The sequence below is a fragment of the Brevundimonas sp. genome, from assembly GCF_041648115.1.
Classification (GTDB): Bacteria; Pseudomonadota; Alphaproteobacteria; order Caulobacterales; family Caulobacteraceae; genus Brevundimonas.
The window spans coordinates 18,267-37,028 of sequence record NZ_JBAZPR010000003.1; the positions used below are offsets into that span (position 1 = coordinate 18,267).

16 protein-coding genes and 1 tRNA gene are annotated in these 18,762 nt (G+C 67.3%); 7 read left to right on the forward strand and 10 right to left on the reverse strand.

Annotated elements, in window-relative coordinates; translation table 11 throughout:
* Positions 1-21: 21 nt before the first annotated feature.
* Positions 22-1,524: an Asp-tRNA(Asn)/Glu-tRNA(Gln) amidotransferase subunit GatB gene (gene gatB / locus WC597_RS03080; RefSeq protein ID WP_372691761.1), complete on the forward strand. Its 1,503-nt coding sequence runs from the start codon at positions 22-24 to the stop codon at positions 1,522-1,524.
* Positions 1,525-1,656: 132 nt separating this feature from the next.
* Here the strand turns inward: gatB and WC597_RS03085 are convergent, their stop codons facing one another.
* The 3 genes from WC597_RS03085 to WC597_RS03095 all read right to left on the reverse strand — a co-directional run bounded on the left by WC597_RS03085 (position 1,657) and on the right by WC597_RS03095 (position 4,080).
* Positions 1,657-1,962: a hypothetical protein gene (locus tag WC597_RS03085; RefSeq protein ID WP_372691762.1), complete on the reverse strand. Its 306-nt coding sequence runs from the start codon at positions 1,960-1,962 to the stop codon at positions 1,657-1,659.
* Between the two features lie 335 nt (positions 1,963-2,297).
* The gene (locus WC597_RS03090) at positions 2,298-3,356 is read right to left on the reverse strand and encodes an RcnB family protein (protein WP_372691763.1); all 1,059 of its coding nucleotides are present in this window, start codon (positions 3,354-3,356) and stop codon (positions 2,298-2,300) included.
* Between the two features lie 163 nt (positions 3,357-3,519).
* Positions 3,520-4,080 carry an RcnB family protein gene (locus tag WC597_RS03095; RefSeq protein ID WP_372691764.1) on the reverse strand — a complete coding sequence of 187 codons (561 nt, stop codon included), beginning with the start codon at positions 4,078-4,080 and terminating at the stop codon, positions 3,520-3,522.
* A 326-nt stretch (positions 4,081-4,406) separates the two neighbouring features.
* Between WC597_RS03095 and WC597_RS03100 the strand changes: the two genes are divergently transcribed.
* Positions 4,407-4,712 carry a sel1 repeat family protein gene (locus WC597_RS03100; protein WP_372691765.1) on the forward strand — a complete coding sequence of 102 codons (306 nt, stop codon included), beginning with the start codon at positions 4,407-4,409 and terminating at the stop codon, positions 4,710-4,712.
* A 19-nt stretch (positions 4,713-4,731) separates the two neighbouring features.
* On the opposite strand, the gene WC597_RS03105 is transcribed toward WC597_RS03100, so the two are convergent.
* Complete coding sequence (locus WC597_RS03105; protein ID WP_372691766.1) at positions 4,732-5,496, reverse strand: polysaccharide biosynthesis/export family protein; 765 nt, start codon at positions 5,494-5,496, stop codon at positions 4,732-4,734.
* A gap of 121 nt (positions 5,497-5,617) precedes the next feature.
* Here WC597_RS03105 and WC597_RS03110 point away from each other — a divergent pair, with 121 nt between their 5' ends.
* From WC597_RS03110 to WC597_RS03125, 4 genes are all read left to right on the forward strand, one after another.
* Entirely contained in the window at positions 5,618-7,057 is a 1,440-nt protein-coding gene (locus WC597_RS03110; RefSeq protein ID WP_372691767.1) for a GumC family protein, read from the forward strand.
* A 47-nt stretch (positions 7,058-7,104) separates the two neighbouring features.
* The gene (locus WC597_RS03115; protein WP_372691768.1) at positions 7,105-7,806 is read left to right on the forward strand and encodes a hfsB; all 702 of its coding nucleotides are present in this window, start codon (positions 7,105-7,107) and stop codon (positions 7,804-7,806) included.
* A gap of 121 nt (positions 7,807-7,927) precedes the next feature.
* Entirely contained in the window at positions 7,928-9,592 is a 1,665-nt protein-coding gene (locus tag WC597_RS03120) for an FAD/NAD(P)-binding protein (protein ID WP_372691770.1), read from the forward strand.
* 11 nt (positions 9,593-9,603) lie between these two features.
* Positions 9,604-10,107 (forward strand): DUF1543 domain-containing protein, encoded by a 504-nt coding sequence (locus tag WC597_RS03125; protein WP_372691771.1) that lies wholly within the window; start codon positions 9,604-9,606, stop codon positions 10,105-10,107.
* 9 nt (positions 10,108-10,116) lie between these two features.
* Here the strand turns inward: WC597_RS03125 and WC597_RS03130 are convergent, their stop codons facing one another.
* The 4 genes from WC597_RS03130 to WC597_RS03145 are packed head-to-tail and all read right to left on the reverse strand — an operon-like array spanning position 10,117 to position 14,922.
* On the reverse strand, positions 10,117-11,049 hold the full coding sequence (locus tag WC597_RS03130; protein WP_372691772.1) for a glycosyltransferase family 2 protein: 933 nt from the start codon (positions 11,047-11,049) through the stop codon (positions 10,117-10,119).
* Between the two features lie 2 nt (positions 11,050-11,051).
* Positions 11,052-11,984 carry a glycosyltransferase family 2 protein gene (locus WC597_RS03135; RefSeq protein WP_372691773.1) on the reverse strand — a complete coding sequence of 311 codons (933 nt, stop codon included), beginning with the start codon at positions 11,982-11,984 and terminating at the stop codon, positions 11,052-11,054.
* A complete protein-coding gene (locus WC597_RS03140; protein WP_372691774.1) occupies positions 11,981-13,441 on the reverse strand; it encodes a polysaccharide biosynthesis C-terminal domain-containing protein in 1,461 nt (486 codons plus the stop codon). The genes WC597_RS03135 and WC597_RS03140 overlap by 4 nt, the downstream gene beginning before the upstream one ends.
* Positions 13,438-14,922, reverse strand: a complete 1,485-nt coding sequence (locus WC597_RS03145) for an exopolysaccharide biosynthesis polyprenyl glycosylphosphotransferase (protein WP_372691775.1) — start codon at positions 14,920-14,922, stop codon at positions 13,438-13,440. The genes WC597_RS03140 and WC597_RS03145 overlap by 4 nt, the downstream gene beginning before the upstream one ends.
* Before the next feature lie 126 nt (positions 14,923-15,048).
* Here WC597_RS03145 and WC597_RS03150 point away from each other — a divergent pair.
* Positions 15,049-15,140: transfer RNA gene (locus tag WC597_RS03150), tRNA-Ser, on the forward strand.
* A 203-nt stretch (positions 15,141-15,343) separates the two neighbouring features.
* Here the strand turns inward: WC597_RS03150 and WC597_RS03155 are convergent.
* Together WC597_RS03155 and WC597_RS03160 are read right to left on the reverse strand one after the other, a co-directional pair.
* Positions 15,344-17,857 carry an ABC transporter permease gene (locus WC597_RS03155; RefSeq protein WP_372691776.1) on the reverse strand — a complete coding sequence of 838 codons (2,514 nt, stop codon included), beginning with the start codon at positions 17,855-17,857 and terminating at the stop codon, positions 15,344-15,346.
* Positions 17,854-18,546 (reverse strand): ABC transporter ATP-binding protein, encoded by a 693-nt coding sequence (locus WC597_RS03160; protein WP_372691777.1) that lies wholly within the window; start codon positions 18,544-18,546, stop codon positions 17,854-17,856. Before WC597_RS03160 ends, WC597_RS03155 begins: the two co-directional genes overlap by 4 nt.
* Positions 18,547-18,762 lie beyond the last annotated feature (216 nt).

Genomic DNA, 18,762 nt, shown 5'->3' on the forward strand with positions numbered 1-18,762 from the left:
CGAGGGCGCTAGGACGAAGCCATGACCGACACCGCTACGAACTCGAAAACGATCAAGGGCCGCACGGGCGATTGGGAAATCGTCATGGGGCTGGAAATCCACGCCCAGGTGGCGTCGAAGGCCAAGCTGTTCTCCGGGGCCGCCGTCGGCTTCGGCGCAGGGCCGAACGAGCAGGTGTCGCTGGTGGATGCGGGCTTCCCCGGCATGCTGCCCACGCTGAACAAACACTGTGTCGAACAGGCGGTGAAGACCGGCCTGGGCTTGCGCGCCCAGATCAACAGGCGCAGCCAGTTCGACCGAAAGAACTACTTCTATCCCGACCTGCCGACCGGCTATCAGATCAGCCAGCTCTATTATCCCATCGTGGGCGAGGGCGTGGTCGAGGTGGAGGCCGAGGACGGCAGCTTCTTCAACGTCGGCATCGAGCGGCTGCACCTGGAGCAGGATGCGGGCAAGCTGATCCACGACCTGTCGCCGACCGAAAGCTATGTCGATCTGAACCGGGCCGGCACGGCGCTGATGGAGATCGTCTCGCGCCCCGACCTGCGCACGCCGGACGAGGCAGTCGCCTATGTGAAGAAGATCAGGACCATCCTGATCTATCTGGGCACCTGCGACGGGGACATGGAGAAGGGCAATCTGCGGGCCGACGTGAACGTGTCGGTGTGCCGTGTCGGGAACTATGAAAAGTTCAAGGCAACGGGCGAATTCGGCTATCTGGGGACGCGCTGCGAGATCAAGAACGTCAACAGCTTCCGCTTCATTTCTCAAGCGATCCAGTATGAGGCGCGCCGCCAGATCGAGATATTGGAGGACGGCGGTTCGATCACCCAGGAGACGCGGCTGTATGATGCGACGGCCGGCGAGACGCGCTCGATGCGGTCCAAGGAAGAGGCGCAAGACTATCGCTACTTCCCCGATCCCGATCTGTTGCCGCTGGACCTGGAAGAGGCCTGGATCGCCGAGATCAAGGCGTCGCTGCCGGAACTGCCGGACGACAAGCGCAAGCGTCTGATGGCCGACTATGGGCTGTCGCAATACGACGCCATCGTGTTGATTTCGGAACAGGCCAAGGCGGACTATTTCGAAGAGGCGGCCAAGGGCCGTGATGCCAAGCTGGTGTCCAACTGGGTCACCAACGAGGTCTCGGCGCGCCTGGCGGCAGACAACAAGGACTTCAGCGAGAACACGCTGCCGGCGGCGCATGTGGCGCAGCTGGTCGAACTGATCGAGACGAACGTCATCTCGTCCAAGATCGCCAAGGAGGTCTTCGATCACGTCTGGAACGGCGAGGGCTCGCCGGCCGAGGTGGTCGAGAAGCATGGCCTGAAACAGGTCACCGACACCGGCGCCATCGAGAAGGCCGTGGATGAGATCATCGCCGCCAACCCTGACAAGGCGGCGGCCGTGGCGGACAAGCCCCAGGCTATCGGCTGGTTCGTCGGTCAGGTGATGAAGGCCACGGGCGGCAAGGCCAATCCGGCAGCGGTCAACGACATCCTGAAGGCCAAGCTGGGCCTTTGATGCTTGGGGGCTGCGGCCCCCAAACCCCCAGCTGGTCGCTAACGCTCGCGACGCGGTCGCTCGCTGCTTGAGCGACGCGTTCAACTAAAAAGGCCCCGCGGATCGCTCCGCGGGGCCTTTTCAGTTCTGGGCTTAGGCCGAAGGCGGCGTGGGCGGGGTCGGCGGTTCGGGGGGAGCCGGCGGGATCGGCGCATCCGGATCGGTGGGCTCCGTAGGCTCGGGGGGCGCCGGCGGCGGGGCAGGTTCTTCGCCCGGCGGGGGAGCCGGCGGCGCAGGAGGTGTGGGCGCGTTCGGATCCCAGGACGGCGGGGGCGTCGGATGGTGCGGCGTCTGCTGATCGACCGGCGGCGGCGGGGGAGGCGCGGTCGGGGCTTGTTGGGCCGTCGCGGCGCCGGCCAGCAACAGCGAGGAGGTCAGGGCGGTCAAGGCGATCTTCATGGGGAAATTTCCTTTACGAGAAATGGCGTCTTGAAGGCGTTCGGGCGTCGTCGGGGAGGACAACGACGAGCAAGGTCGGAGCCTAACGAGGCCGTTTTTCGTCCCCTGTTCGTGGAGTAGTTCTGAAGCGTGGATGCTTGGGTCGTCTGTCGATCACCTGGCGAAACGCGTTTTCGCCGGGGCGCGGATACATGCCGATGCAGTCGCGGAGAGGTCGCGAGGCCCCATTCGAAGGTCACGGCAGGGCCATGGTTGGGCGTTCGGCGATGCGCCAAAAGACGAAAAAGCCCGACGGCCGGGGGCCGTCGGGCTGAAGCTTCGAAATCGTCAGGCGGTCACCAGCGCCAAGCGTCACGGATGACATCGACAATATAGCCGTCGTATTCGTCGATCAGATAGATGGTGTTGTCGACGGAAACCCAGCGCGTGCCCTCGGGCGGATAGCCCAGGCCGTAGGTGCGCCAGTCGTTCAACTGATACCGCCAGAAGGTGTCCGGCAGATACTGGCCGACCGACCATGTGCGGTTCCAATACGAGCGTGGGACGCTGTAGTAGCCCCAGCCTGGCGCGAAATAGAAGCCGGCGCGGATACCGTTGTAGCCTCTGAAACGATTGTCGTTCCTCCACCAGTCGGAGCGGTGGTTGCGATAGAAGTCACGCCGCCACTGGTCGCCGTTGAAACGCTGGCGGAACTCGCGGTGCTGGCGGTCGCGGTCGCGGCCGTTGTTCCAGCCCGAGCCGGGACGGTCGGGGCGTTGACCGCCGGCGTTTGGACGGTCTGGGCGGTTCCAGCCATTGCCAGGCCGATCCGGGCGTTGGCCGCCGGTGCTGGGGCGGTCAGGACGATTCCATCCGCCGTCAGGCCGATCCGGGCGTTGGCCGCCGGTGTTGGGACGGTCAGGCCGGTTCCAGCCGCCCTCGGGTCGTTCGGGACGTTGGCCCCCGGTGTTCGGACGGTCGGGTCGATTCCAGCCGCCTTCGGGTCGGTCGGGGCTTTGGCCGCCAGCGTTAGGACGGTCAGGCCGGTTTGCGCCACCGTCGGGCCGGTCAGGACGTTGGCCGCCGGTGTTCGGACGGTCGGGCCGGTTCCAGCCGCCTTCGGGACGGTTGGGGCGTTGGCCGCCGTTGCTGGGTCGGTCGGGGCGCTCGCCGCCGGACGGCCGTTCGGGGCGCGGCGTGTTGTTTGCAGGTCGGCTGGGGCGTTCGGCACGCGGTTCGCGCGGTGCGTCCTCGCGGCCCATCTGGGAGCGTTCCGGGCGGTTCACGCCGCGGGCGCGGCCTTCGCGACGCGGTTGGTCCTGCTGAGCCTGGTCCTGGGCCAGGGCTTGGACCGGCGCTGCGAGCGGGCCGGAGACGGCGGCGATGGCGGTGAAAGCCATCAAGAGGCGTTTCATGGTCTTTGGTTCCTGCACGCCGGTTTTCCGGCGGCTTGAGGGGATGATCGACCTGTGGCGATGAACCCAGGCTGAACATTGTTCGCAATCAAGGGACTGGCCGAAAAAAGAGAACCCCGCAGACAGGGCCTGCGGGGTCCGAAAGGTCGATCTGTGGCGGGGCCTAGTAGACGCCCGACAGGACACTGGCGATCAGGCCGCTGGCGACGGCGATCATCAGGATGTCGTTACCGGCGTGGACGTAGCGATAGCCGTGCGGGGCTTCGCGAAGGCCGTAAACATAGGGATCGCGCACATAATAGTTGCGATACTGGTCAGGCAGATAGCCGCCCGTGCGCCAGCGATAGTTGCTGTAGCGCGGCTCTACCTGATGGTAGCCGTAGCTGGGCGCGTACCAGTAGCCCGCCCGCGGACCGTCGTAGCCGCTGAAGTCGGAGCGCCCGCGCCACCAATCGCGATTGTTGCGATCCGAGTGGTCGTTACGCCAATCTCGGCGATCGTTCCGGTATCCATGACGGTCTTCGCGGCGATCAGGACGATGGTCCTGGCGGCCGTCGTAACGGTCGCCGCCCCAATTGCTTCGGCCGTTGTGGCGGTAGTCGCGACTGTTCTGGCGATGCTCCTGACGATACGCGTGGCCGCGGTCCTGCGCCTGAACGAGCATCGGCGCGGCCGTGGTCGACAGGGCGATGGCGACGACGGCGACCTTGGTGAGGCGGTTCATCTTCATGCTCCATTCTGGGTCGACGACGGATATGCCGATCCGACCCGTTGATGACGGCGAGGTTCGGTTCGGTCGCCTGAACGCGTCCTGAACGACCCTGTCAGGTTCCGGGAGCGGTCGTGGTCTCGCATCGCGCGCAGGCGAGAGACGTAAACGAGAGATTTCGCAGAGATTTCCGAGGCATGAATCGCTTCGGCAGTATTCATTTCTGCTTTACTGAAAAGACTGGTCGATCCCGTTTCGCGTTAACTTTAACTTCAAACCGCGGGTATTTGATGGCGTCTCAGAGGCGGGCCCAGAATGGCGCCTGATCAGGAGATACGGTGATGAACGCGCAAGAAATGGCGCACGACCTGCAGACCCCGCAAGAGGGCCTGCCGCTGCCGACCCCGGACATGTCCGGCGACGACCTGTTCAAACTGGGCATGATGTATTCCGCAGGTTCGGGCGGTTGCCCGATGGACCGGGTGTCGGCCCACATGATCTTCAACCTGGCGGCCATGAAGGGCTCGATCGAGGCACGCGTATATCGCCGCGAGATGAGCATGGAGATGGAACGCGAGGAGATCGCCGAGGCCCAGAAGGCCGCGCGGCGCTACATCGATCAGGGCGTGGTGCAGTTGGTCGCCTAAAAGGGATGTAGGCGACCTTTTAGAACTGGGCGAATCCTCTGCCGTTCGATCCGTTGATCGAGTAGGTAAAGCCGATGGGCAGGGCGGCGCGGACCTGGGTGAAGAAGGCCGCCAGTTCGCCCAGGGTCGAGCGGGGTACGAAGATGATGTCGCCCCGCCGCAGGGCAATGACCTCGCCGCGACGCGGACGCAGGTCCACCACCCGCATCATGCGCGATCCGCCGGGACCGCGACGGATCAGGGCGACGCGATCCTGACGCGAGGTGGGCGCGAAACCGCCGGCCTGGATCACCGCCTGATAGGCATCCAGATCGCCGATCATTTCGAAGACGCCCGGCGTGCGGACCTCGCCGTCGACCCAGACGCGGATCGGGCCGGCCTGACGCAAGGTCACCTCGACCGTCGGCCGCACCAGTTGCGGCGCATAGGCCGCCGACACCACCTGCTGCAACTCGGGCAGGGTGCGATCTCCCGCCATGACCGAACCGATCAGAGGCAGGGCGATGCGGCCGTCGGGGCCGATCTTCACCGTGCGGGTCAGTTCCGAAGCCGTCGGCGTGGCCACCTCGATCTCGTCGCCGGGATAGAGCAGATATTCCGGCTCCTGATCCGTCCAGTCGGCGAAGGGAATGCCGGGGAAGTCGCCGTTCGTCGGCTGTTCGACGCGATGGACGCCGCCCGGCCGGGGCATCCGCGAGGCGTTTCCACCGCCGCACGCCGCCAGCGAGGCCGCGATGGAGGCTGAACCCAGGGTCAGCAGGAACAGGCGGCGATCTGACAGCATGAGAATCGGTCGGCCTCGACGAGGAGATTTGAGCCAACTTCGCCGATCATGGGTAATCATCGGTTAACGCCGGTGGGCGAAGGGTGATCGGGACAAATCTTCAAGGGATTCGGCCCGCTCGATGCGTTCCACGGCACATATCACGACAAGACCGCGCTATGGCGTGCTGGACGTGATCGGCCTGCTGTTTCGCGAACTGCTGCTGATGATCATCGTCTTCGTGGTGATCCTGGCGCTGGGGTTCGCGGCGACGATGACGCTGAAGAAGAGCTACACCGCCACCGGATCGGTCTTCGCCGGGGTAGGCCAGGAATACGTCTATCAGCCGCGCGTCGGTACGGCCGAGCGAGGCCAGGCGCCGCAGGGGGACGAGGTCGCCAACTCCGAAGCCGCCATCCTGGGGTCGGGCGCCGTGCGCCAGAAGGTGGTCGAGGCCCTGGGCCCCGCCGCCATCCTGGGCGAACAGACCAGGGGCGGACCGGAAAAAGCCGAGGCGGCCGCGCGACGCGTGATCGGAACCAGCCTGGGCGTCGCCACGGCGCCGGGCAGCGCGGTGATCCACCTCAGCTACAAGGCCGACGATCCCGAACGGGCGGCGCGGGTTCTGAACGCCGTGATCGAACAGTATCTGGTCTATCGCCGAGAGGTCTTCCAGGACAAGACGCCGGCCATCGCCAGCCAGCGCGTGGCCTTCGAGGACGAGCTGGGCAATGCGGACCGGGCGTATGAAACCTTCCTGATGTCCAACGACATCGGCGATTTCGCCGCGGCCAAAACGACGCTGGCGGCGACCTATCAGACGGTCTTCACCGATCGGATGTCGACGCAGAGCCTGTTGAACCAGACCAGCCAGCGGCTGAACACCCTGATGGCGCAGCAGGCGGGGACGCCGGCGGAGGTGGCGCTGCAGCAGGATCTGAACATTTCGGCCCAGGATCAGGTGCTGCAACTGCGCACCGAGCGCGAGCAAATGCTGTCGCGGTATCAGCCCGACGCCCAGCCGGTGAAGGACATCGAGGCGCGGATCGGCCAGCTTCAGGCCTATGTCGCGACCGGCACGGCCGTGGGCGCCAAGGAGGTCCGCACCGGGCCGAACCCCGTCTGGACCGAGCTGGAGACGACGCGGATCAATACGCGGGCCGAGCGGGATTCGCTGGCGGCGCGTCTGTCGGTCCTGGATCGGCAGCTGAACGATATTCGCGCCCGCCAGACGCGATTGACCGCGCTGGAATCCGAGAACACGACCCTGGCCGGCAATCGCGAGGTGCTGAGCGCCTCGATCCGCGAGTTCCAGCAGCGAGAGACGCAGAGCCGCGCCGACAACGCCCTGGTCGCCGCCGGCGCCGACAATGTCACCGTCATCGAGCGCGCCCAGCCTCCGTCGACGGGCAAGAGCCTGAAGATCCCGCTGCTGGCGGCGGTCTTCCTGTTCGCGGGCTTCACCGCCTTGTGCGTCGGCCTGTTGCGGGTGTTCACGCGGCGCGGGTTCACGACGCCGGCCTCGGTCAGCCGGACGCTGGACATGCCGGTTCTGGCCGTCGCGCCCGCCAAGGCGGCTTAGCGACAGTCGTGCTAGATTAGGGCGTAAGGGAGCGCCTTGGCGATTCGATGGTCGATCTGACTTCAGAAATGGCGGGTCTTTGGGCGGCGCTGGGACCGGCGCCGGCGCACCGCGCGCGCGTGATCCAGTTCGCCTCGGCCGCGACCGGCGAGGGCGTTTCCACCGTGGCGCGCGAGTTCGCCCGACTGGCGGCGGTGCGGGCGCGCAAACCCGTCTGGCTGATCGACGGCGACCTGGCCCAGCAGGGGCAGTTGGAGACCGTGTCGGCCGAGCCGGATCGGTTCGGTCAGGTCGGCAAGGCGGCGCAGGCCTCGCCCGACGGGTCCAGCTTCTACGCCGTGACGCCGCGCGTGACGGGGCGCGACGGCAAGCCGGTGCCGGATTCGCGGCTGCTGACGGCGCGGTCGTGCCTGGGCGGACGGCTGTGGGTCACGCATTTCCACATGGAGGCGCTGCGCTCCGGCCATCGTGTCGAGGCGGTCGGAGAGCCTCGCTATTGGGAGGCCTTGAGGCGCCACGCCGACACCATCGTCATCGACGCCCCGGCCGCCGACCGCAACGACATGGCGATCATCCTGGCGCCCTTCGTGGACATGACGGTGCTGGTGGTCGCAGCCGAGAGCACGGCGGCCAGCGCCCCGGTCATCCTGCGCGACGAGATCGAGGCCGTGGGGGGGCGGATCGCCGGGGTGGTGATGAACCGCTCGACGTATAAGCCGCCCAGTTTTTTGCAGCGGCTGACGGGCTGACCCCCTTCCAAATGCGGTGATTTCGGTGTCCGATTTCGGACATTCGCATAAAAAATTAGGGGGTTGAGCCGGAAATGGGCTCAGCTGCGGCGCCTTTACGCACGTCGCGCATTGTGCGGCCATGACAAAGTCAGTCGCATTCGTCGGAGCGGGGCCGACAACCCTCTATGCGCTTCATGCCCTTCTCTCGCGAGGTGTGGTCTCGGCGCAAATTACGGTCTTCGAGGCCAGCCAGACCGCCGGATGCGGCAGCCCCTACAGTTCGGATTGGAACGACAGGGCGATGCTATCGAACATCGCCAGCATAGAAATCCCTCCACTTCGGGACACTCTGGCGGATTGGCTCGCTAAACGGACGAACGCAGAGCTTGAGGCGCTGGATGTCGATCCTACGTCTCTCGACGAGCGAACCTTCGTTCCACGCATCGCCCTGGGCCGATATTTCGAGACCCAGTTCGCGATCATGGTGGACCAGGCCCGCGCCGCCGGTGTGAGCATTGAGGTCCGAACGGGATGCCGCGTTATCGACGCCGCAAACAGAAATGAAGGCGTGGAGCTGACCTTCATGTCGCCGCCGTCGCAACGCGTGACAAGGGCGGTGTTCGACCACGTTGTTCTGGCCACCGGTCACCAGTGGCCGTCGCGCCAGCAAACCCAGCCTGGCTATCTTCTCAGTCCGTGGCCGGCGTCGGTCCTAACGGATATTCCGGCGACGAGCGTCGGCATCCGCGGTTCGTCGCTGACGGCCATCGACGCAGCGGTCGCGCTCGCTACGTCGCATGGCGAGTTTAGTCACCGTCACGGGCAACTAATCTATAAACCCGCGCCAGATACGGACAGCTTTCGCATCACCATGATGTCGCGAAAGGGCCTGCTCCCGGAGGCCGACTTCTATTTCCCGCTGCCGCATCCGCCGCTTGCGTATTGCACCCCACAGGCGGTCGCCGCCGCCATGGCCCGAAGCCCGGTCGGATTGCTGGATGCGGTGTTCGATTTGTTTCGACGGGAACTGATCGATCTGGATCCCGACTACGCCGCCGAAACGGGATTGCACGACGCAACGCTAGAGACCTTCGCCGAAGCGTATTTCGCCCGGCGCGCAAAGGTCGATCCCTTTGTCTGGGCTGTCGCCAACCTTGAAGAGGCGCGGACGAACCATGCTGCAAAGGTGACGGTGGCATGGCGCGACGGCATCCTTCGCATGCATGAGGTCGTCGCTGTCATCGTGTCCCATCTGGATGCCGAGCAGTTCAACCGTTTCAACCGCGCCTTCAAGCCGGTCTTCGTCGACATCTATGCCGGCGTGCCTCATGAATCGATCGAGCGAATGCTGGCCTTGCACGCAGCCGGCAAGCTGGAAGTCCTGGCCCTTGGCGACGATTATGAAGTCGACGCACATTGCCCCGAGGGCGGGGCACGCTTGACGGTCGAGGGCGAGACCCGCCACTTCCCGATCTTCATCGAGGCCACGGGTCAGGCGGCGTTGAGCGGCATTCAGTTCCCGTTCCTGTCGCTGCTGGAACAGGGGATCGTTCGAGACGAAGTCGCCAATGACGCGCCCGATGTGGTCAGGGGGATCGCCGTCGATGAGCTGTTCCGGCCCGTCAATGCACCTCTACCCATGGACAGGCTGTTCTGTCTGAGCCTGCCGTTTCTCATGGGGCGGCATCCCTTCGCACAGGGGATCACCAGTTCACACGAGATGGGGGGGATCGTCGGTCGGCGGCTGGCGTTGATCCTGGATACCGCAAAGCCTGTGGTCGATCTCGCCGAAACGGCGGCCTGAAGTGAGGGTTGATGAAACTGTTTGCGATCTACATCGGCGGAGAACATCCGGCGGCGAACATTGAGGTGCACGATATGCGGTTCCTCGTCGCCCCGACGATCGAGGCGACGCACGAGGCCTTGCTCGCGCAGTGGTGGGGTCGCGAGGGCACACTGCACATCGATTGTTGGTCGGAGATTTCGCAGGCGGACGGCTATGAGGTCAGTCTTTCGTCCATGCCCTACGAGGGCAAGGAGAAGCTCTATTACGTGAACCTCGGCGGCTATGACGGCGTCGCCTTCGCCGAGCAGCACCGGAATGTCTTCGTGGTCGCCGACAGCCTGCCTGCGGCCAAGGCGCGCGCCATCAAACAGGCGACGGGATGGACCGACGCGCATCGCGACGAAATGTATGAGGCAGAGCAGGCCTTTGCACTGGACGATGCCGCTCAGGCTGAACGGTTACATATTCACCTGAAGCCGAGCCTGCTGTCCTGCGAGCCGGACTTCACCTGCCACTACACCCCAATCCGCTGAATCCTGAGGTCAGGCTTCAGGGCGGGCGAGCATCGCTGAGCCATAGAGTTTCGGCTCGAACCCCTTGGTCCAGAAGACCTTGCCCAGGCCTCGGGCGCAGCGGTCATAGGTGTGGGCGCGGTCGGGGCGGCGCAGGAGCGCGGACAGCAGCGACAGGGCACCCCAGACGCCGGTCTGTGCCAGGCCGACCAGCATCCATTTGACGACGCCGGGCCAGTCGCGACGATCGGCGGCCATCTGGGTCGGGCTCTGGCCATAGGCGAAGGCGCGGGTCAGGGCGTATTTCAGGGTGGCGCGGTGGGGCGGGGCGAACTCGTCCGCCCAGGCCTCGGAGGCCCAGCCGTAACGGCCGCCACGCGCCGACAGGGCGGTAAACAACCGATCGTCCTCGCCGCCCGTCTCGTTCATGGCGACATCGAAGGGGGCGTTACCGGGCAGGGCGGTCGCGCGCATCATCAGACTATTGCCGCAGCCGTGGATGGCGTCGGTCAGGCCGGTCTCGCGCGGGCCGTCGCGGCCGAAGAACCGTTCCAGATAGGCGGTGGTCCAGCCGGTGTTAGCCGACACACGCCCGCGAATGGGGCCGAAGACGACATCGGCGCCGGTGTGGTCTTGCGCATCCAGCAGGGCGGCGAGCCAGCCGGGGGAGGCGGCCTCGTCATCATCCAGGAAGGCGATCAGGGGCGCGTCGGTCGCGGCCAGACCGACGTTGCGCGCGGTCGCCACGCCGGGGACGGGGGCGTGGGCATAGGTCAGGGGGACGGGCGCCTCGGCAAGCAGGCGCTCGATCAGAGCGGCGGCGGAGCCTTGCGGGTCATTGTCGGCGATGACGATGGCGGCGACGCGGTGAAGCGATCCGGTCTGGGCGAAGACGGACCGCAGGGCGCGCTCCAGACTGTCGGGGCGGCGCAAGGTCGGGATGATGACGGCGACGTCGCGCATGGTCAGACGGCGTCCGCATAGACGGCGGCACGGTAGAGCCGTAGCGCAAAGGCGCGGGCCTTGACCGGCAGTGCCGTGGTCAGGGCGGCCTGTTTCATCAAGCGGCGCGCCAGGGGCAGGGCGGGCAGGCGTTTCAGAGCGCGCGCGGCCTTGTAGCTGGGATAGGTCTGGACGACGGCGGGGTGCAGGGCGACCACGCGGGCGAAGTTGCCGGCGCCCTGGTCGAACTTGCGCGCCAAGTCCTCGACTGTGTCCAGGCCCATGTGCGTGGCGGGATTGTCGATGTGGACGACGGGAAAGCGGCGGGAGACGCGCATGGCCCACTCCACATCCTCCCAGCCCCAGCCGCTGAAACCGGGATCGAACGATTCGGCGGCGAAGACGTCGCGACGCACCAGCAGGTTGGAGGTATAGACGTATTTCTCGGGCGTCAGGGCGCGCTGGGACGCCGGCAGACATTCCGAGGCGCCGGACAGGGCGCGGTGGACGGCGAACCGGGCGTCGGTCGGGGCCTGATCGAGAGAGAAGCCGCCGAACGCCACGGCGGGGGCGTTCTGGGCGAACAGGCGCATCCAGGTCTGCAGGAAGACGGGCGTATCGGGCCGCATGTCGCTGTCGAGGAACAGATAGGCCTCCCCTCGGGCGGCGGTGGTGAGGCGGTTGCGGCCTCTGGCGCGGCCTTCGTTGGCGGCAAGGGTGATCAGGCGCACGGGCAGGTCGAGGGCGCCGATAGTCGCCTCAAGCCGGGCCGTCAGATCGGCGTCTGCCGTGCCGTCGTCCAGCAGGATCAGCTCGACCGCGCCAGACAGGGCGGCGGCCTCCGTATCCAGTTGGCGCAACAGGGCCTGGGGATCGTCGCGCAGGAAGGGGATCAGGACCGAGATCGTCGGCCTTGCCTGCGACCAGGCGGCGTTGTCGTGGATATGGGCGCTCATGCCGGCACGCTCCGACGCGCGCGGATCAGGCGCAGCAGCACGTCGCGGACGCCGGCGGCGTTCAGGGTCAGGGCGACGGCCGCATAGACGAGGCCGCCCACGCTCGCGTCCAGAATCAGCTCGAAGAATCCGCCGATGGGCGGCAACAGCCAGACGACACCGGCCATGACGGCGGACGCGACGCCACAGCGGATCAGCGCCTCCCACGGCATGGGCAGAGCGATGGCGCGGCGGCTGAGCAGCAGGCAGGCGATCAGGCCGATGGCGAAGCTGGCGGTGGTCGAGACGGCCGCGCCGGTCACGCCCATGCGGGGGATCAGCACCAGGTTCAGCGCGACGTTGCACAGGGCCGGGATCGCCATGGTGACCAGCAGCAGGCCGGTCTTCTTGCCCAGGGTGAAGCCGAAGCCGAAATAATAGGCGATCATGCCGGACAGGAAGGACGAGGCCGCGATCCAAGGCGTGACCAGGGCGGCGGCGGCGCGCAGATCCTGGCCGATCATCAGCTCCGCCAGCGGCCGCGCGACCAGCGACAGGCCGACGGCGGCGGGCAGGCCGATCAGGATCAGGGTCGAGCCCTGCTCGACGGCCGTCTGGCGCAGGGCCTCGCGCCCGCCGCGCTCCAGCGCCATGACCATAGCCGGCGCGCCGGCCGCGCCCAGCCAGATGAAGATGACGTCCAGCGTCCGGTTCGCCAGGCTGTAGCTGGCGTGATAGGCGCCGACCGCCGCCGCATCCATGAAGGCGGCCAGCAGAAACCGATCCGTCGAGGCCAGCACCAGCGCCAGCGTCAGCGAGGCCGCGATGGGATAGCCGTAGAGGGCGTAGGCCTTCAGCCGCGTGCGATCCACGGTTCCGCCCGTCGCCTGGCGCAACTCGCCCGGCAGGATGAAGGGCAGGGCGAACAGGGGGGCGATGGCCAGACCCAGCAGGGGAGACGCCGCGCCGGCCCCGGCCAGGGCGAACCCGGCCCCGACCAGAAAGCCCAGGATGGCCACGCCGATGTCCACGGCGGCGGATTTCGACACCTCGCCCGCCGCGCGATATCGCTCCTGCGCCAGCTTGGCCAGGTTGCGCACCGGCGCGCCGGCCAGACCGAAGGCGACGGCGATCTTGAACGCGGGCGTCAGCGGGGCCAGCCACACGATCAGGGCCGCGATGGGCGTGAAGACGGCGATGATGGTGAAGGAGGTGCGGTACAGGCTGGCGAAATGGGTCGCCATTCCTTCGGGCGTGCGCTCGGCCGCCCAGAAGCGCGCCATCGACGCCTCCAGCCAGGTGAAGGTCACGGTGTGGGCCAGGGTGGTGACCGAAAACGCCAGGGCGTAGTGGCCGAAGTCGTCGGGGCTGATCAGGCGCGTGAAGACGAAGATGGTCAGGAAACCGACCACCCCCTGGACGATCTGGGCCGGCAGATAGCCCCAGACGCCGCGCCAGAACATGCGCTTCTCGCTCAACGCACGGCCGCCCGGTCGCCCAGCAGGACGGGGATGGTGACGGCGATGACCCACAGGTCCAGCCAGAAGGACTGGCGCTCGATATATTCGATGTCCAGCTGAACACGCTCACGCACCTGGGCCTCGGTGTCTACCGGGCCGCGCGAGCCCTTGATGGCGGCCCAGCCGGTCATGCCGGGCTTCATGCGGTGGCGGTGGGCGTATTCGGCGACCAGCAGGGCGGATTCGGTCTCGCCGGTCTTCATGCCGATGGCGTGGGGGCGCGGTCCGACCAGGGACATCTCGCCCGACAGGACGTTGAAGATCTGGGGCAGTTCATCCAGGCTGGTGGCGCGGATGAAGCGGCCGACGCGGGTGACGCGGTCGTCGCCGGGGCAGACCTGGCGGCTGGCGGTGGCGTCGGCGGCCTCGTGGCGCATCGAGCGGAACTTCCACACCACGATGGTCTCGTGATTGAAGCCGTGGCGACGCTGGCGGAAGAAGATCGGGCCGGGGCTGTCCAGACGCACAGCGAGAGCGACCAGGGCCATGACGGGGGCGGCGACCACCAGGGCGACCGCGCCGACCAGCAGGTCCTGCATCCGCTTGTTGAACGCCCGCCTATCGGGATCGACCGGCCCGTCCAGCGACGCCAGCGGCGCATTGGCCAGGCGGTTCAGCACGCCGTCGCCGCCCAGCTCCGAATCGACCAGCACCGTCAGCGGATTGGGCAGGGCGTTCAGACGCTGGGTCAGGTCGCGCACCCGCTGGCCCGCATTGGGATCGATGGCCAGGACGATCCGGTCCACATAGGGGGTCATGCGGTGGGTCAGCAGGGCGTTGGCGTCGCCCAGAACCGGTACGCCGGCAACGCTGTCGGGCGAACGGGCCAGGCGGTCGTCGAACACGCCAAGCACATTCATGTCGCGCCGCTCCAGCGCCCGCTCGATCAGGATCCTGGCGTTCCGGGTGGCGCCGACGATGACGATATTGGGCGACAGGGCGCCGAGACGCCGCCAGCGGGCGATCACCGCCAGCCACAGCCCATGCAGCACGACCAAGGCCGACGTCGTCGTCAGGACCCAGGGCGCGACGATGTCCAGAGCCGGCCGATCCAGCAGCCACCCCAGGATCAGGGCGATGCTGGCCGAGACCATGCCGACGCCTGCGACGCCGAACAGATGCAGGACCCAGGGCGTGTCGCGACCGAATCGATAAAGCTGAAAAGCACGAAGCAGGGCCAGAACCGCGACGGCGCCGGCGGCCAGGGGCGCGGCGTCGCCTATGGTCATGGTGGCCAGATTCATCGGCTGGATCGCCAGCGCTGCGGCCAGCGCCAGCCCGACGACGACCAGCACGTCAATGAGCCTGAAATAGTGGGCCGACAGCCGCACGGCCGAGCGCTCGCGGGCATTCAGCCACACCTCGGGCCGGAACGGTCCACGCGCGGCGCGGCCCTTGGGCGGCGCGTCGGCGGCGAGACTGGCGGGGCGGTCGAGCAAAGGAGGATCCAGCGGCGAAGAACGGCCGCGATACTGCGGGTATCGCCTCTATGTCGCGTTAACGTGGACAGTTTCGCCCGAACCGGATTGCGCGACGCATCAGCCTCCGCTATCGACGCCGTCGCAGGAGACGTGGCCGAGTGGCTGAAGGCAACGGTTTGCTAAATCGTCGTACCCCGTAAGGGGTACCGAGGGTTCGAATCCCTCCGTCTCCGCCATTTCCCTAGAAAACAAGCCAAAACAGTCAGTTATTCGCTATCTGGCGAAGGCTGAAGGACGCTGTTTGTGAGAGCGGATGGGGTGTGACTGGTAGTCATGCCGAAGAAGTCACGCTGAAGAATCGGGCCTAAATGGCCATTGCCAACAAGACTTTCGATCTGTGGCGCGCTACAGGTTGTCTGTCTCTGCATCGGCGCCACTCTCAATCCGATCTGAGCACAGGCGCAGGGCGCCGCGACAAGGCATGTACGGCCGCTAAACCGCCGCCCAGGGCCGCAATCCCCGTGGCGCCGGTCAGCAGGAGGAGGACGCCGGTCCAGTCCATGCTCCATGTGGCCTTGAAGGCGAGGGTCACGACAGGCCAGGCGCCGGCTGCTCCAAGCAACAGGCCGGCGAGGCCGGCGATGGCGCCGACCAGACTGTATTCCACGAGGTAGGCGGTCAGGATCTGGGCGTGGGAGCCGCCCAGCACCTTGAGGACGGCGGCCTCGCGCGCCCGTTCGCGCACGCCTGCGGCGATGGCTCCGACCAGAACGAGCAGGCCGGCGAGACCGGCGACGGCCGCGGCCCCACGGATGGCCAGGGCGAGGCGGTCGAACAGGGTGGCGGCGGCCTCAAGCTGTTCGCGGACGCTGATGATGTTCACTTCGCGGAAGTCCTTGCCGAGGGCCTGGGTCAGGGCCCTTTCCTCGGCGGGTGTCGCGCGGGCGATGGCGACGCTGCGGGGATTGGCGCCTTCGATGGCGGCGGCGTTGAGGACGAGCAGGAAGTTGGTCCCGAACCCGCCCGGCTCGGTCCGGCGAAGGGCGGCGATGCGGACGTCCATCTCCCGACCGAGCAGTTGCAGGGTCAGGCTGTCGCCGACCCTGAGATCGGCGGCCTTGGCCAGATCTTGCGAGAGGGCGATCTGCGGCGGACCGGCGTAGTCGGCGGCCCACCACCGGCCGGAGACGATGTTGGCATCGTCCGGCGCGCCGGCCAGGGCGGTCAAGAGAATGTCCTGGTCGAAGGCCCAGCGTTCACCCTGAGGCAGAGCCTCCAGATCGACGGGCGCGCCCTTCAATCGCACGATCCGCCCCGTGAGGAGTGGAAGCCGCCGGTAGCGGTCCGGTCCGAGGTTCGCCATCACCTTGGCCACCGCCGCATCGAACGCCGCGCCGCGATCGGCGGGGATTTCGGTGAAGACCACGGACGGGGCTGATCGCGGGGCGACCTCGGTGATCTGGCCCAACAGGCTGGACTGAATGAGCACGACCATGGCCAGAAGCGCGACGCCCAGGCCGATGGCGGGAGAGGCGGTGCGCGCCGCCGAGCGGGGGCCGGCGAGGTTGGCCAGCCCCAGGCGCCCCGCGCCGCCGGCGTGTCGTCTCAGACGTCCGGCCAGGGCGGCCGCCGCCCGGCCAAGCAGCCACAGAAGCGAGAAGGCGACGACCGTGCCGCCGATCAATGCCGCCGCTGCAAGTTTCGACGGCGCGGTCCACAGGGCCAGGCCCGCCAGTCCGATCGCGGCCAGCACGGCGAAGATCAGTTCGACGCCAAACACGGGCCGGTCGGTGAGCTGGCGACGGAACAGGGCCGAGGGCGGGGTCGCGCGGGCGCGAGCCAGGGGCGCGAGGGCGAAGGCGGCGGCCGCCAGAAGGCCGAAAGCCCCGGCCTTGACGAGCGGCGCGGGATAGACGGCGAAGAGGGCGGGAATGGGCAGGCTGTCTTTCGCCAGTACGCCGATGACGAGCGGCACGACGGCGCCGATCACGAGACCAATGGCGACCCCGACGGCGGCCAGCACGCCGATCTGGATCAGATAGATGTCGCGGATCAGCCCGCCCTCTGCACCCAGAGCCTTCAGCGTCGCGATCGACGGCTTGCGGCCCTCCAGATAGGCCGAGACGGCGCCCCCGACGCCGAGGCCGCCGGCTACGAGAGACGCCAGGCCGATAAAGCCGAGGAAATATTCCAGCTGATCGATCAGTCTTCCGGCGCCGGCAGCCGCCTCGGACCGATCCCGGGCTTCGAGCCGGCTCTGCGGAAACCGTTTCTCTATGTCCGCGATGGCGGCCTTGGGATCGGCGTCGGCAGGAAGGGCGATGCGCACCGCCTCGCCGAACAGGCCGCCGGGGGCGAGCAGGCCGGCCCGTTCGACGGCGGGAACCGTCGTCACCACGCGGGGGCCAAGCGCAAAGCCCCGGCCCAGCCGGTCGGGTTCGGCCACAAGGACGGCGCGCGCCACGAACGGCGTCCCGCCCACGGTGAAGGTGTCGCCGAGCCTGAGGTTGAGGCGATCCAGCAGGCCCTGTTCGACGACGGCGCCCGCGATGCCGTTCTCGATGCGCAAGGCCGTGGCCAGATCGGGCGCGCCGGACAGTTCGACAGAGCCGACCAGGGGATAGGCGGCGTCAACCCCGCGCATGTCGACCAGGCGGCGCTGGCCGGCGCCGGTCTCGGCCATGCCGTTGGCCCGCACCGAATAGGCGACCGGACCCAGGGTGGCGAAGGCGGCGCGTTGGTCGGGACTGAACCGGCCCTGGTCGCGGCTGAAGACGACGTCGCCGCCGAGGATCTCCCGCGCCTGACTGGCCAGCCCCTGGCGGAAGGCCTCGGCGGTCGAGCCCGAGGCGGCGATCGCCGCCACGCCCAGGGCCAGACAGGCCAGGAAGATGCGGAACCCCGCAATCCCGGAGCGGAGCTCGCGGCGCGCGAAGCGGAAGGCGAGCCTCATGCGGAGACCTGCGACGGGGCGACGACCTGGCCGTCGCGCATCGTCACGATCCGGTCCGCACGGGCGGCGAGACGGTCGTCATGAGTCACCAGGACCAAGGCCGCGCCGCTGTCGTGCACGAGGTCGAACAGCAGGTCGGCGACCAGGGCGCCGTTGGTCCCGTCCAGATTGCCGGTCGGCTCGTCGGCGAACAGGAGTTCCGGCCCGACGGCCAGGGCGCGGGCCAGGGCCACACGCTGCTGCTCGCCGCCCGACATCTGGTGGGGATAGTGTGACCGGCGGGCGCCGAGGCCGACCCGCTCCAGCCAGTTGTGCGCCTGTGCGACCGCATCAGGCCGATGGGCCAGCTCCAGCGGCGCGGAGACATTTTCCTCGGCCGTCATATTGGGAAGCAGGTGAAAGCTCTGGAACACCAGGGCGGCGCGACCCCGACGCAGACGAGCGCGGCCGTCTTCGCCCAGAACGGCAAGATCCTGATCGAACAGCATCGCCCGGCCGCAGGTCGGCGTCTCCAGGCCGGCGGCGATGGAGATCAGCGACGACTTGCCCGACCCGGAGGGGCCGACGATGGCGACCGTCTCTCCCGGCGCCACGACCAGATCGACGCCTCGAAGGATTTCCACCGGTCCTGCGGCCGAGGGCAGGGTGAGGACGACGCCGTCGAGGACGAGCGGAGCGGCTGAAGCCATCGATATGTCGCTTGCTGCATTGGGAGGAGGAAGGTCGGTCCCTATATGGGTGCGCAGATCATGACTCCAAAGCCCTCATCGCCCACACCATTCATGCCTCGCCGCACGCTCCTGACCGGAGGGCTGGGGCTCGTGCTTGCCGGATGCAGTCCGTCGAAGGACGACGCGCCAAAGGCGCCGGCCACGCCCGCGACTTCGGCATCGAGCACGGCTGCG